Genomic DNA, 12,163 nt, shown 5'->3' on the forward strand with positions numbered 1-12,163 from the left:
CCGTGGGTTGCTGGCGTCAACTGCAGGAACAACGAACCTGCATGTTGTCCGGTACATCAATGACAGTGTCGCGTACATCACCGGCTTCTCTATCGTCCAGTCTGGTGTGACTTGTTCCGTGTTTGCAGCGAGCAATGCTCCGAACAAGACCTTGGAGTTCTACACGTTCGACGCTACCGAGCGCGCCGCGTCAGGGCCGGTTGGGCTCCGCATGCGGGGGGAGGACGGATCGGTCTTCTATGACTCGCGGCGGAAGGGGTTGCGCGTGCTGCAGGTTGTGCCGCTTCCACCGCCGCCGGTCAATACTCCGTTCGTTGAGGTTGGCCAGTTCTTCCCTGGGACCAGGATTGGTATCGCTATCCCATCCCCGAGATTCTATTACTCGTCGGTGTCCCAAGACCGGTGCACGGCCTCTGCTGACGCTTTCCACATGACGAGCGACAACAGAATCTTCATGTCAAAGCATGAGACGTTTTCGCAAATTCTCATCACCAACACGTTCCCCGTGGGGGGCGTGACGATGGGGCCGCAGAACGCCACGATCTTCATCGTGGACCTGACCGAGGTGCCGCTGGGGTTCGGATGATGCGGGGCTATGCGACCTGCAGCAGCAGGTCCTCGCGGTTGTTCCGCGGCGTGTTCACCGCGCGGCTGACCCGGTAAGCCTCCATCGCCGGTGGCTCACTGGCCAGCAGCATCGCCATGGCATCGTCCGGGCTGGCCGCCATCCACTCATCGAGCTGACCGGCTTGCAACCAGACGGGCATGCGGTCGTGAATGTCGGCCGACACCCCGCTGCTGTCACCGGTGATGATGGTGAAGGTGCCCAGGTTCCCGTCGGGCAGCAGGGGGCTGGTGTCTTCCCACAGGCCGGCGGCCAGCAGCGGCCTGGTGGCGTGGATGAACCACGGGTCTTTCTTCCCGTCCTCGGGGCTGACCGACCACTCGTAGTAGCCGGCCATGGGGATCACGCAGCGGCGCTTCTTGAAGGCCGACCGGAACGCCGGCTTGGTGGCCACCGTCTCGATCCGGGCGTTGATGGTCGAGCCCTGCAGGCCCTTGGCCTTGGCCCAGAACGGCAGCAGGCCCCACGCCAGCCGGGTGACCTGCCGACCTTCGCCGCGGTCCAGGATCACCGAGGCGCGCTGCGTCGGCGCCAGGTTGTAGCTGGGCTGGATCTCGGCCAGGCCGGGCGCAAGGTCAGCCAGCCCCGGCTGGCCGAGGTCGATCACGGGGAGCTGGACGAATCGGCCGCACATGGCCGGAGCATAGGCCGGAGGGATGTAGCCAGCGCGTGTATTAGGGATACCTAAGTTGTTGATAACCATCGAAACTTGCTTGACTGCGCAGTTTGGATGGGCATCGCATAAGGTATTGATCCGCGCGCCGATGCTGGAACCCTTGCGGCACAAAGGATTGCCGAATTTCACTACATTTGGCGTTGACGAGGCTGAACCGCCTCACTATCTTGTGGCCGTCGGGATTCCCCGGCCACCGTCGGGGCAATAAAAAGCCCCACCTAGCGCCAACTAGGTAGGGCGGTGTTACGCAAGCAGTGCCGAGCAGTGGCAACAACTTACCTAGAAGTAACGGAGCGAATCATACGCCGTATGTCATATGTGTCAATCAGTCGTTACTAACGATTTGTGACTTACGTCGTAGTTCCGCTAGTTGAGGCCATGGCTTTGCCTGCAACACAAGAGGCTAAGTCCACATGACCAGAAACACCCAGCAGCTGTCGCTGCATCTCATCCATCGCCAGATGGAGAACACCCTCATTGAGCAGCGCAAGCTCGATGGGTACATCAATGCCACTGCCATGTGTCAGGCAGTGGGCAAGCTCTTCGCGGACTACCGGCGTCTGGGTTCAACCGAGGCCTTCCTGACCGAGCTTTCCGACGATATGGGAATTCCCATATCGGTTCTTGTTCAGTCAGTTAGGGGCGGGCAGGGTGCCCAAGGAACTTGGGTTCATCCAGATGCCGCAGTGCATTTGGCCCAGTGGTTGTCCCCGAAATTTGCCGTAGCCGTATCACGGTGGGTGCGGGAGTGGTTGTCTGGCCGCCAGCCTGGTGGAGCTCCTACGGCAGGGCTTCCGCATCATATCCAGCGCTACCTGGCCAACAAGGATCAGGTTCCCTATACGCACTTCTCAATCTTGAGCGAACTGGCGATTTCCTTGATCGCCCCTCTTGAGGCGCGTGGCTACACTCTGCCCGAACGAATGGTGCCAGACATCTCGGAAGGCAAGATGTTCGCCAAGTGGCTGCGGGACCAGGGCGTAGACACGTCCAAGATGCCAACTTACAAGCATCGCTATGCGGACGGGCGTGTCTGCGACGCAAAGATGTACCCGGTGGGGTATCTCCACGCCTTCCGGCTTCACTTCAATGAGGTGTGGATGCCCAACAAGGCACACCAGTACTTCCGCGAGCGTGACCCGGCCGCACTTCCTTACTTGGACAAGATCCTGCTGGAAGCCCCGGGCGTGCCGCAGTTGCCTGCGGCTTGAGCCACCTGTTCCCGCCCAAGGGGCGGGGACATCACCTAATACTGAGTCAAACCGGAGGCTGGTATGTCGTTGAGCGATGAGTGGGAAGATGAGCACCTGACCCCGTCAGGCTGGGTGAGCGGAAGCTACAAGCATGACTTCGGTCGCGAGGAGCGGCCCGTACCTGTCGGAGCTGTTCTCACTGTGCGAAAGCACACTGTAGTAGGAGCGATTGGCGCGATGCCCAACGTGGGCGTGAGTGAAACCTTGCTCACGGGTGACCATGAGCTGGTCAGCGCTCTGCGGAAGAAGTTTGGCGAACCAACCTTCGGTTGCTGAGCTTTTGAGGCAGGGGCGACTTCCGGTCGACTCTGCCTCGCTACCTTCCCCGCATATCTGATCCTGGACCCAGAACCGTTCAGCCACGTGGCCGGCTCGTTCGCAGGATCTGCGACCGCCGGCCGTATCCTTCCAGCCATGCTTCCCTCGCACGGCTACCAAGGCTTCCGCGCCGCCCCGATCCCCACCGGCTGGGTCCAGCTGGGCGATACCTGGGTGCTGTGGTGGAGCGGCCGGCAGATCGCCAACATCAGATGCGGCAAGGATGGCGCTGTGCGCGTGCGTCTGGATGCCCGGAAGATGTGGCAGATCAAGGAGGTTCCCGCCGCCAGCATCGCCCAGGGCAAGCGCTACGCCGAGCGCTGGTGCGCGGCCAGGCTCTACCCAGAGATGCGCCTGCGCGCGGCTGTGGCCCGGCTGCTGGACACCACGCCAGCCGAACCACTCGAACCGCTTCCCGGCCTGCCGCCAACCCGCGAGCAGCAGGATCAGGCCCGGCGCCTGGCCGAGGCAACGGCCATCGCCACAGCGCGGGTCAAGGAAGCGTTGGAGCCCGCCAAGCCGATGCCGGCGACCAAGCCCCGCCCGAGGGACGCCCGCAAGGCGTGGGTGAGGGCAGGGCTGCAGCAGCTTCGCCGCGGCGTGTAGGCATCAAGCAACCCGCAGCTGCACCACGTTGCCGTCGCGCAGCCTGTCCAGATAGTCCGCCCACTCCTGCATCATCCGGACGCGCTCATCGAGGTGGGTCGTGCGGTTGTAGGCACGGCCGTTCAGATCCTTCACTTCATGGGCCAGCTGGTGCTCGATGATGTCGGGCCGGATCTTCAGGACCTCGTCCAGTATGGTGCGCGCTGTGGCGCGGAACCCGTGTCCAGTCACCGTTCCCGACTCAAACCCCATTCTGCGCAGAGCCGCAGTCACTGCGTTCTCTGACATGGGCCTTGCTTTGGAACGAGCCGAGGGGAAGACGTACTTTCCCCGTCCGGTGAGCGGCTTGATTTCCTCAAGGATCGCGAGAGCCTGCACCGACAGCGGGACAATGTGCGGTCGGCGCATCTTCATCCTTCCCTTGGGGATCGTCCACATCCGCTCCTCGAGGTCGAATTCCGCCCACTCGGCCTGTCGTAGCTCGCCAGGACGCAGAAACAGCATTGGAGCGAGGCGGAGGGCCATCCGAACCGTCAGCGTCCCAGAGTAGCCATACATGGCGCGCAGCAGGGGCGCCAGTTCGACGGGCTCGGTGACCGCGGCGTAGTGATTCTCTGGCGAGGGGGTAAGAGCGCCGCGCAGGTCCGCAACCGGGTCGCGCTTCGCCCTGCCGGTGGCGATCGCGTACCGCATCACCTGGCTGCAGTTCTGCATGATTCGGTGCGCCGATTCGATGGCGCCACGGGCCTCTACGCGCCTAGCGACCGACAGGAAATCCGTCGCTTCCAACTCGGCCGCTGGTCGGCTTCCGACCCACGGAAACACGTCATTGGCGAACCACGCTTCGACCTTGATGCGGTACTTCGGCACCCAATCGCGCTTGGCCAGCCATTCCCGTGCAATGACCTCGAACGTGTTGGCTCCCAGTTCCGCCCGAGCCACGGCTGCCGCCTTCTTGTGCTCGCCCGGATCCACGCCGCGCGCCAGCAGCTGCCGCGCATCGTCCCGCCGCTGCCGGGCGAGAGCCAGGGTCACGTCTGGGTAGACGCCCAATGCGAGCCGCTTCTCCTTCCCGTCGAAGCGATACTTCAGCCGCCACCAGCGGCTGTCCTTGGGCGAGATCTCCAGGTACAGACCGCCGCCATCGAAGATCTTCTGCGTGCGGTCCGTTGCTTTGGCCTTGCGAATGGCCAGATCGGTCAGTGGGGGCATGTGTCTTTCAGGTCCGGGCGGATGCCCCAAAATATGCCCCCACCGTCTCACGGCCTGCAACGAACTGACGCGAACTAGGCCGGAAAGTAAAAAAGCCCGGAAACCCTTGTGATGCGGGGGTTTCCGGGCTTCTCCGGTCCTTGACGAACCGTTCGTTGGTGGAGGTGGGCGGAATTGAACCGCCGTCCGAAGGCACTCCATCCCCAGCACTACATGCTTAGCTCACCGTTGGATCTCGTCCCCGAACAGCACGGTGCGCAAAGCGCATCCGGGAACCAGCCTGTTGTGTTCTAGTGCCGGACTGACAGGCAGCCACCCAGCGCGATTCCATGATAGTGACTCTACACCGCGAGCATGGACACAAGCGGTTTCGAGGCTTAGGCCTTAAGCGGCCAGAGCGTAGTTGTCGTCGTTGGCAACTAGAGTTTTGCAGCTGGATTTACGAGGAAAGCTACCCCCTCGGCATGCGCCAGGCGACTTCACAACCCCCGTCGAAACCAATGCACCCCCGGTTTCTACAGTGCTGCAAGGTACAGGGCCGATTCCGTGTCGCCACGGGCAGGGCCTGCCCAACGATGCGAATGGTACGGCAATCTTCCTGAACAGTCACGCCCGGCACGTGGATCCGCCTGAACGCAGCCACGCAGCCATCTGCCACGCCAGGCGGCCGGCAGGGTTGGGCCCAGCTCAACGCCCGCCCGCCTCCGGCCATTCGGGCGGGGGGAAGGTCGTGGCCAGAAGAACCAGCTCCTGGTTGCTCGATACCCCGAGCTTTTTCATGGCGCTGATCTTCTGCGCGCTGATGGTCTTCTTGCTCCGCTGCAGCAGCGTTGCGATGGCGGTGACGTTCATGCCGGAAAGATAGAGCCGAAGGACCTGCTGCTCGCAGGTGGACAGGGTACCGGTGCCGACGATCACTGGACGCTGGTTGTGGGCAGCAGCGGGAGCACCGCCCTTGAGCGTGTCGATCACGCCCCGGATGAGGGTGTTGATGGGGCAGGTCTTGTCCTGCACAAGGTGGGCGCCTGCACGCAGAATGCGCCGGTGTAGCGCGTCGCTCGGTTGCGATGTAATGACGATGATGCGGGTGCTCGGCGACAAGCGGCCGATATCCGCGATCGGTGCGTGGCCGGGGTGCGTGCTGCCTTCCACCTGCAGGGTGTAGCCGGTGATGACCACGTCGGGCTGCTGCTGTTCCACCAGTTCCAGCAGCACGGTGTGACGGGTGGTCTGGCCGGTCACCACAACCTGCGGAAGCACCCGCAGCGAGCTCACCATGCCGAGCACGAAGATGGCATGCTCGTCCGCCACCACCACGGTCTTGCCGGTCGCAGCGGTCTGGGAGCCCGTATCCTGCAACCGTTCACCCCGATGCAGCGCGCGCAGCACGGGGGCGCAGCAGCCACGAGAACACGCCATATCCGGCAGGGCGGGCCGGTGGCGTTGTGCCGACAAACGCCGGCCACGCTTTCCTGGCTTGTTTCAGGCCGTGCAGTGCGAGCTGTACATCCTGCAGCCGCATCTGCGTGCGCCGGGCGATGTCGTGCGCACTGGCGCCCTTTTCCAGCATCGGCGCGACCCGGTCCAGGAAACGTTGGAGCTCCAGTGGAAGCGCGGCCTTCTTGGCCTTGATCAGCATGAACACCGTGTCCGGATCGGATAGCGGGCCCGTCGCCGGGTCTGTCGCTGAAACGGTCGGCTGTCGGCGCGGAAACAGCTGCAGCAGGTCCAGGTGCAGGGCCTGCGTCGCGTAGATCGGCTTCTGTTCGAAACTGAAACTGCATCGGTGCCTGGAGAACCACCGGGCAAGTTTGAAGATCCGGTCCTTGCCCTCGATGTTCTGCTCGATGGAGAACGATGCGACCAGTCCCGCGGCCACATGCAGGTTCAGGGTTTTTCCCTGGACCGGGCCGAGCGAAAGCACGCCCGACCGTGCGCCAATCAGCACGATGATGTCTTCCAGGTCGATGCCGTCCAGGTCGCCATGAAACGCCATGCCTCTGCCCTCCCGATCCATTCCATGTTGCGGTCCCGGACACTGCAGGAACGCCGCGACTGTGAGGTGGCGAGAATAATGCGGGGAGCACGTTGGCCCGCATGAGACCATTCCGATTCTGGCGTGCCGCACCCTGCTGCAAGCCCTGGAGTACCTGCAATCACCGCTGTTTTCGGGGTTGTCTTATTGGGTGCCGGCATGCGCCTCCCTACCATTTTCTCCTTCACTGGAGTCCCTGCTTTCGGCGGCGGGCACACATAGGGAAGGAGTGCGTGATGGCCTCGATCAGGGTCCTGCTGGTGGGAGAGCGAACAATGGAGCGGCTTGCGATGGAGTCGCGCCTGTCGATCGATGCGCGGGTCAGCGTTGAAGTGGTCGGTGACGCGTGCAGCGCGGCGACGCTGGTGGAATGGCGGCACTACAGCCTGCTGGTGGTGAACGTCGTCGGCCTGAGGCGGTCGCTCGTGGACCTGATCAACACGTTCTCCGAGCACTCGCGCGAATCGCGTATCGCCTTCTTCGGTGGCAGGTCCACGGCGATGGTGAAGGCTGCGGAGCTGATTTCCCAGGCGCGAGGGCTGTGCCTGCTGAAGGTTCCCGGGCTGGATCAGCCTGAGGATGGCAACCGGGAGTACCGTCGGTTCGTCGGTGAGCGTGTCTGCGCTGTATCGGTCGACTCTGTGCATGAACGTTGCCAGGAGCCGCCCATCGTGGCGCAGCCCTCGCTCCCTACTTGAGCTGATCCGGCGCCTGGTACGAGCGTTGGGATTGGCGGCGCGCGCGCAGCGTTGTCAATCTGCAATAAGTTGCACTGCGGGGGTCATAGCGGATTGGTAACTTCATTGGCACGAATTTGCGACACACTGAAGACCACCATCCGAGCCAGGACAGACACGGAGACTGTGGGTGACCGAGGCAAGCCAACAACGCAGCCTGCGACAGCTGGTCGGACCCGTCGGGGCTGATTACCAGCGGCGGGCCTTGCCCCCCGGCTGGGTCTGGGCCGTGCTGGGCGTGCTGCTGGCGGCGACCTGGTTGACCGAGCTGCCGGCCACGGCGGCGGCGGCCCTGGTGGCCAGCGCGGTGGTGGTGCATTGGCCGCAGCGCGACCGCACCCACTGGCTGGGCTGGCGCCTGCCGGCGCTGGCGGTGATGGCGGCCCTGCTGTGGGGGCCGGAGGTGCTGTCGCAGTGGTTCGAACATGGCCTGGCCGTGGTCCTGATGTCGCTGGCCAGTCTCAGCATTGGCGTGCATGTCTGGCAGTCGCGGCAGCTGGCGCGCCAGTTGCAGGGCGCGGCCGATTCGCTGGATGACGCCCAGCTGCTGGCCCTGTTGCCGGCCGACGCGGCCCGGATGGCGCAGCAGTGGCGCGCGGGCGATGACCGTCATGCGCCGGAACTGGCAGTGGTGATGCACCTGGCCGTGATGCACGCGGCGCTGGCACCACGCATGCGCGGGCGGGGCCTGCTGGCAGGGTGAGCGGCCGGCGGCTCCAGCGCCGACGCGACTACGTGCCCGACAGCTGTTTGCGCAGGTAGATCCGCTCGTGCCCGGGCGGGCAATCGGGGAGCCGCCCATAGACGGTGTAGCCCTGCCGCAGGTAGAGGGCTTCAGCCTGCCAGTCGAAGGTATCCAGCATCACGTTGCGGGCGCCATGGTGGCGCGCGGCGGTTTCTGCCTCCGCCAGCAGGCGCTGGCCGATGCCTTGCCCGCGCAGTTCTGGATCCACCCACAGCACGTGCACCTGCAGCCAGCCGGCACAGACGTCGGCCAGCACGCCACCGCGCAGCGCGCCGTGCTGGTCATGCCAGGCCAGGCGGACCGGAATCTCATCGAACGCATCGCCGCCGTGGGCCTGGTTGAAGGCCAACAGGCGCGCGCACAACGTGCGCGTTTCATCGGCGCTGGCAGTCACCATGGCGCCGATGGGGGCGGTCATGCGTCGCGGTTGCCGCGACGCATCACACGCTGCTTCTCGATCGCCCAGTCGCGGTCCTTGGCGGCATCGCGCTTGTCGTGGGTCTGCTTGCCCTTGGCCAGCGCGACTTCGAGCTTGATCTTGTTCTTGCTCCAGTACATCGCGGTGGGCACGATCGTGTAGCCATCGCGCTCGACCTTGCCGACCAGCTTGTCGATCTCGCTCCGGTGCAGCAGCAGCTTGCGCTCGCGCCGGTCATTGGCCACCACGTGGGTGGAGGCCTGGATCAACGGGGTGATCTGCGCGCCGATCAGGAAGATCTCGCCGTGCTTCACATAGGCGTAGGCGTCGATGATGTTGCCGCGGCCCGCGCGGATCGACTTCACCTCCCAGCCCTGCAGGGCCAGGCCGGCCTCGAAGCGCTCTTCGATGTGGTACTCGTGGCGGGCACGCTTGTTCAACGCGATGGTTTTGTTGGCCGTCGCGCTCTTTGCTTTATCCTTGCCGCTGTTCTTGCTCATTTTCGTATTGTCTCCGATTCGGGCCCGCCCGGTCGATTGCCGAAACGTCCTGTATTCATGCCTACTATCCGCCGCAGCGCCCTGGTCGAACATTCGGCCGCGCGCATGTTCGACCTGGTCAATGACGTCCAGGCCTATCCGCGCCGTTTCCGCTGGTGCTCGGCTGCCCAGATCCTGGAGCAGGGCGAGGACCGCCTGGTGGCGCGCCTGGACCTGGGCCTGGGCTCGTTCAGTACCTGGTTCCAGACTGAGAACACCCTGCAGCGCCCGCACAGCATCGACATGCAGCTGCGCGATGGCCCGTTCAAGCAGCTGCACGGCCGCTGGGAATTCCATGCACTGGCCGAGGATGCCTGCAAGGTCACCCTGACCCTGGAGTTCGAACCCAGCTCACGCCTGCTCGGTCCGGCACTGGCGATCGGCTTCCAGGGGCTGGCCGATCGCATGGTCAACGATTTCGTCCGCGTCGCCGACGAGGGCTGAGCGATGATCGAGGTCGAGGTGGTGCTGGCCTGGCCGCAGCGCGTACTGTCGCGCCACTTGCAGCTGGAAGAGGGGGCGACCGTGGCCGACGCCATCGCCGCCGCCGCGTTTGAAGGCAGTGCCGATTGTCCGGCCGCCGCCGTGCATGGCGTGCTGGCACGTCCACAGCAGGCGCTGCTGGACGGGGACCGCATCGAGCTGCTGCGCCCGCTGCTGGCCGACCCCAAGGACAACCGCCGGCGTCGCGCGCTCGGCGGTTGATCCCGGCAACCCGTCCTTGCGGACGGGCAGGGGCCTCAGCGGCCCTTCTTCTTCTTGTCCTTCGGCAGGTTGCGGCCGAACTGGCGCACGGTCTGCTGGGCCAGGGCCTTGTCGTTGCCCGGGAAGTAGTCGCCTTCCCAACGGGTCACGGCGTCATTCTCGAAGAACACCACGAAGTTCTTCACTTCGGTACGGCCGAGGCGGTTCACGCGCTGGCTGGAGGTGTAGTCCCAGCGCTGGGCGTGGAACGGGTCGGGAATGGACGGGGTGCCCAGCAGCGCGGTGACCTGCTGCTTGCTTTGCCCGACCTGCAGCTTGGCCACGGCATCTTCCCGGATCAGGTTGCCCTGATAGATGGGTTGCTTGTAGATGATGCCGCACCCGGTGGTGGACAGGGCGACGGCGGCGACCAACAGGAGATTGCGCATCGGGACTGGCGGTTGGGGAAATCAAACCGATGATACACTCCCGGCGTGCCACCGCGACCCAATCCGAGGCAGCTGGCGCTAAATCGCCAATGAACGGAGACCTATGGAAACCCACGACCTGCGTAAAGTCGGCCTGAAGGTGACCCATCCGCGGATGCGGATCCTGGCGCTGCTCGAGCAGCGCAATGCCCAGCACCACATGACCGCCGAAGACATCTACCGCCAGCTGCTGGAGCATGGCGACGAGATCGGCCTGGCCACGGTCTACCGGGTGCTGACCCAGTTCGAGGCCGCCGGCCTCGTGCTCAAGCACAATTTCGAGGGCGGCCAGGCCGTCTACGAGCTGGACCGTGGCGGCCACCACGACCACATGGTCGACGTGGACAGCGGCAAGATCATCGAGTTCGAAAGCCACGAGATCGAGGAGCTGCAGCGCAAGATCGCGGCCGACCACGGCTACGAGCTGGAAGAGCACTCGCTGGTGCTGTACGTGCGCAAGAAGCGCAAGTAAGCCGATCCGGCCAGCTGGATGCGACGAAACCCCGGGCTTGCCCGGGGTTTTTCGTTGGGTGGGGTCAGATCCCTTTCCCCTGGGAAAGGGATCTGACCCCAGGGGTTTCGGATGCGCCCAGCAACACCTCCAGATCCACCGCCTCGGCCATGGCCCGGTTACCTGCATCGCCCGGATGCAGGTGGTCGCCGGAGTCGTAGGCGGCGGCCATCCGTGATGGATCGGCCGGGTCGCGCAGCGCCGCATCCAGGTCGATCACCGCATCGAACGGGCTGTCGCTGCGCAGCCAGGCATTGAGCTGTTGGCGCAGGGCCTCCTTGTCCGGCTGGTAGTAGTCGTCCAGCGGCGTGCCGGGCAGGGCGTCGGCGAACGGCGTCAGGGTGGCGACGAGGATGCGTAGACTCCGCCGATGGGCCTGTTCGGCCAGGGCGCGATAGCCGGCCTGCAGTTCGGCCAGGCTGGGCCGGGGCTGCGCGCGGGCAAAGGCGGTGCCGGGCCAGCTGATGTCGTTGATGCCGATCAGCACGATCACACTGTCCACGCCGGGCTGATCCAGTGCGTCGCGCTGCAGGCGGGCCAGAACCGACTCGCCCATGCCGTCACGCAGCAGCCGGCCGCCGGAGATGCCGGCGTTGACCACCGCCACGCCCTGCGGTGCCAGGCGTGCGGCCAGGTGGTCGGTCCAGCGCTGGTCCTGGTCGAGGCTGGCGGTGGCGCCATCGGTGATCGAATCGCCGATCACCACCACGCTGCGCGCGCTGGCGCTGGCCTCGACCTCGATACCGGTCAGGAACAGGCGGGTGGTAGTGGAACTGGCACCCTGCAGGTCGCGCGCCAGGGTCTGGTTGCCGCCGGCGATCCAGCTGGTCTGGCGCCCCTCCCAATGGAAGGTCTGCAGTGGCGTCGGCCCCGGCACAAAGACATTGACCTGCAACGCCTGGCGGTCTTCCGTGGCCACCGCCAGTGGATCGCTCAGCCGTTCCTGACCGGGCTCGATCGATACGCCGGGCTGGCCGTCGAAGCTGAGCGGCTGCGGGGTGACACCCGCGTGTGCGGCCACGCTGGCCGCCCCGATCCGCAGCGGCTCGGTGCCGTAGGCATTGCTCAGCCGCACCCGCAGCCGGGGCCCGCCCAGGCTGATGCGCGCGGTCTGGCGGAAGGTCTGGTCCTGCAGCGTGGCCGGAACCAGGGTCGGGAACAGGAAATCGGCGCCCCAGACCGGTTGCGGACTGGCCTGCCAGCTGGCGACCCAGTGCGGGTCCGGGGCGGCGCTGGCTGCGCTGGACAGGGCGATCAAGGCGGTCGCGGTGAGCTGGCTGAAGCGGTTCATCGGGCAATCCCGGGAGGAGGGACGG

The 12,163-nt window shown here is 64.9% G+C and carries 16 protein-coding genes and 1 other RNA gene; 8 read left to right on the forward strand and 9 right to left on the reverse strand.

The features are described from left to right. The first annotated feature begins 7 nt into the window (after positions 1-7). Positions 8-586, forward strand: coding sequence for a hypothetical protein (locus ACUZUJ_RS09025; protein WP_510468079.1), 579 nt, complete (start codon positions 8-10; stop codon positions 584-586). 7 nt (positions 587-593) lie between these two features. Here the strand turns inward: ACUZUJ_RS09025 and ACUZUJ_RS09030 are convergent, their stop codons facing one another. After that, positions 594-1,259 (reverse strand): SOS response-associated peptidase, encoded by a 666-nt coding sequence (locus tag ACUZUJ_RS09030; protein WP_458220472.1) that lies wholly within the window; start codon positions 1,257-1,259, stop codon positions 594-596. Positions 1,260-1,714: 455 nt separating this feature from the next. On the opposite strand from ACUZUJ_RS09030, the gene ACUZUJ_RS09035 reads away from it, so the two are divergent. Further along, positions 1,715-2,512: a KilA-N domain-containing protein gene (locus ACUZUJ_RS09035; RefSeq protein ID WP_458220453.1), complete on the forward strand. Its 798-nt coding sequence runs from the start codon at positions 1,715-1,717 to the stop codon at positions 2,510-2,512. Positions 2,513-2,968: 456 nt separating this feature from the next. Next, positions 2,969-3,478, forward strand: a complete 510-nt coding sequence (locus tag ACUZUJ_RS09040) for a hypothetical protein (RefSeq protein ID WP_458220454.1) — start codon at positions 2,969-2,971, stop codon at positions 3,476-3,478. A 3-nt stretch (positions 3,479-3,481) separates the two neighbouring features. Here ACUZUJ_RS09040 and ACUZUJ_RS09045 read toward each other — a convergent pair whose 3' ends face one another. The 4 genes from ACUZUJ_RS09045 to ACUZUJ_RS09060 form a co-directional block, all read right to left on the reverse strand. Beyond that, on the reverse strand, positions 3,482-4,690 hold the full coding sequence (locus tag ACUZUJ_RS09045) for a tyrosine-type recombinase/integrase (RefSeq protein WP_458220455.1): 1,209 nt from the start codon (positions 4,688-4,690) through the stop codon (positions 3,482-3,484). A 156-nt stretch (positions 4,691-4,846) separates the two neighbouring features. Further along, positions 4,847-5,200: a transfer-messenger RNA gene (gene ssrA / locus ACUZUJ_RS09050) on the reverse strand. A gap of 177 nt (positions 5,201-5,377) precedes the next feature. Further along, positions 5,378-6,079, reverse strand: coding sequence for a LuxR C-terminal-related transcriptional regulator (locus tag ACUZUJ_RS09055; RefSeq protein ID WP_458220456.1), 702 nt, complete (start codon positions 6,077-6,079; stop codon positions 5,378-5,380). Then, positions 6,054-6,686, reverse strand: coding sequence for a DUF4388 domain-containing protein (locus tag ACUZUJ_RS09060; protein ID WP_101765290.1), 633 nt, complete (start codon positions 6,684-6,686; stop codon positions 6,054-6,056). The genes ACUZUJ_RS09055 and ACUZUJ_RS09060 overlap by 26 nt, the downstream gene beginning before the upstream one ends. Before the next feature lie 275 nt (positions 6,687-6,961). Here ACUZUJ_RS09060 and ACUZUJ_RS09065 point away from each other — a divergent pair, with 275 nt between their 5' ends. Then, positions 6,962-7,423, forward strand: coding sequence for a hypothetical protein (locus ACUZUJ_RS09065; protein WP_458220457.1), 462 nt, complete (start codon positions 6,962-6,964; stop codon positions 7,421-7,423). Between the two features lie 169 nt (positions 7,424-7,592). Next, positions 7,593-8,165, forward strand: a complete 573-nt coding sequence (locus ACUZUJ_RS09070; protein WP_014036843.1) for a hypothetical protein — start codon at positions 7,593-7,595, stop codon at positions 8,163-8,165. A gap of 28 nt (positions 8,166-8,193) precedes the next feature. Here ACUZUJ_RS09070 and ACUZUJ_RS09075 read toward each other — a convergent pair whose 3' ends face one another. Continuing rightward, on the reverse strand, positions 8,194-8,625 hold the full coding sequence (locus ACUZUJ_RS09075) for a GNAT family N-acetyltransferase (protein ID WP_458220458.1): 432 nt from the start codon (positions 8,623-8,625) through the stop codon (positions 8,194-8,196). Next, positions 8,622-9,125: an SsrA-binding protein SmpB gene (gene smpB, locus ACUZUJ_RS09080; protein ID WP_005409231.1), complete on the reverse strand. Its 504-nt coding sequence runs from the start codon at positions 9,123-9,125 to the stop codon at positions 8,622-8,624. Before smpB ends, ACUZUJ_RS09075 begins: the two co-directional genes overlap by 4 nt. A gap of 57 nt (positions 9,126-9,182) precedes the next feature. Here smpB and ACUZUJ_RS09085 point away from each other — a divergent pair, with 57 nt between their 5' ends. Both ACUZUJ_RS09085 and ACUZUJ_RS09090 read left to right on the forward strand, forming a co-directional pair. Next, positions 9,183-9,608, forward strand: coding sequence for a type II toxin-antitoxin system RatA family toxin (locus ACUZUJ_RS09085; protein WP_032959119.1), 426 nt, complete (start codon positions 9,183-9,185; stop codon positions 9,606-9,608). A gap of 3 nt (positions 9,609-9,611) precedes the next feature. After that, positions 9,612-9,869, forward strand: coding sequence for an RnfH family protein (locus ACUZUJ_RS09090; protein WP_049445420.1), 258 nt, complete (start codon positions 9,612-9,614; stop codon positions 9,867-9,869). Positions 9,870-9,904: 35 nt separating this feature from the next. Here ACUZUJ_RS09090 and ACUZUJ_RS09095 read toward each other — a convergent pair whose 3' ends face one another. Next, positions 9,905-10,297 (reverse strand): outer membrane protein assembly factor BamE, encoded by a 393-nt coding sequence (locus ACUZUJ_RS09095; protein ID WP_014036847.1) that lies wholly within the window; start codon positions 10,295-10,297, stop codon positions 9,905-9,907. 103 nt (positions 10,298-10,400) lie between these two features. Between ACUZUJ_RS09095 and fur the strand changes: the two genes are divergently transcribed. Next, positions 10,401-10,808 carry a ferric iron uptake transcriptional regulator gene (gene fur / locus ACUZUJ_RS09100; RefSeq protein ID WP_005409235.1) on the forward strand — a complete coding sequence of 136 codons (408 nt, stop codon included), beginning with the start codon at positions 10,401-10,403 and terminating at the stop codon, positions 10,806-10,808. A 64-nt stretch (positions 10,809-10,872) separates the two neighbouring features. On the opposite strand, the gene ACUZUJ_RS09105 is transcribed toward fur, so the two are convergent. After that, the gene (locus tag ACUZUJ_RS09105) at positions 10,873-12,138 is read right to left on the reverse strand and encodes an SGNH/GDSL hydrolase family protein (protein ID WP_458220459.1); all 1,266 of its coding nucleotides are present in this window, start codon (positions 12,136-12,138) and stop codon (positions 10,873-10,875) included. Positions 12,139-12,163: the final 25 nt, after the last annotated feature.

The organism is Stenotrophomonas sp. S4 (assembly GCF_054187805.2).

Coding starts and splice junctions, on each gene's coding strand:
- ACUZUJ_RS09030 (WP_458220472.1), bottom strand. CDS start 1,259: ATGTGCGGCCGATTCGTCCAGCTCCCCGTGATCGACCTCGGCCAGCCG.
- ACUZUJ_RS09035 (WP_458220453.1), top strand. CDS start 1,715: ATGACCAGAAACACCCAGCAGCTGTCGCTGCATCTCATCCATCGCCAG.
- ACUZUJ_RS09040 (WP_458220454.1), top strand. CDS start 2,969: ATGCTTCCCTCGCACGGCTACCAAGGCTTCCGCGCCGCCCCGATCCCC.
- ACUZUJ_RS09045 (WP_458220455.1), bottom strand. CDS start 4,690: ATGCCCCCACTGACCGATCTGGCCATTCGCAAGGCCAAAGCAACGGAC.
- ACUZUJ_RS09060 (WP_101765290.1), bottom strand. CDS start 6,686: ATGGCGTTTCATGGCGACCTGGACGGCATCGACCTGGAAGACATCATC.
- ACUZUJ_RS09065 (WP_458220457.1), top strand. CDS start 6,962: ATGGCCTCGATCAGGGTCCTGCTGGTGGGAGAGCGAACAATGGAGCGG.
- ACUZUJ_RS09075 (WP_458220458.1), bottom strand. CDS start 8,625: ATGACCGCCCCCATCGGCGCCATGGTGACTGCCAGCGCCGATGAAACG.
- smpB (WP_005409231.1), bottom strand. CDS start 9,125: ATGAGCAAGAACAGCGGCAAGGATAAAGCAAAGAGCGCGACGGCCAAC.
- ACUZUJ_RS09085 (WP_032959119.1), top strand. CDS start 9,183: ATGCCTACTATCCGCCGCAGCGCCCTGGTCGAACATTCGGCCGCGCGC.
- ACUZUJ_RS09090 (WP_049445420.1), top strand. CDS start 9,612: ATGATCGAGGTCGAGGTGGTGCTGGCCTGGCCGCAGCGCGTACTGTCG.
- ACUZUJ_RS09095 (WP_014036847.1), bottom strand. CDS start 10,297: ATGCGCAATCTCCTGTTGGTCGCCGCCGTCGCCCTGTCCACCACCGGG.
- fur (WP_005409235.1), top strand. CDS start 10,401: ATGGAAACCCACGACCTGCGTAAAGTCGGCCTGAAGGTGACCCATCCG.
- ACUZUJ_RS09105 (WP_458220459.1), bottom strand. CDS start 12,138: ATGAACCGCTTCAGCCAGCTCACCGCGACCGCCTTGATCGCCCTGTCC.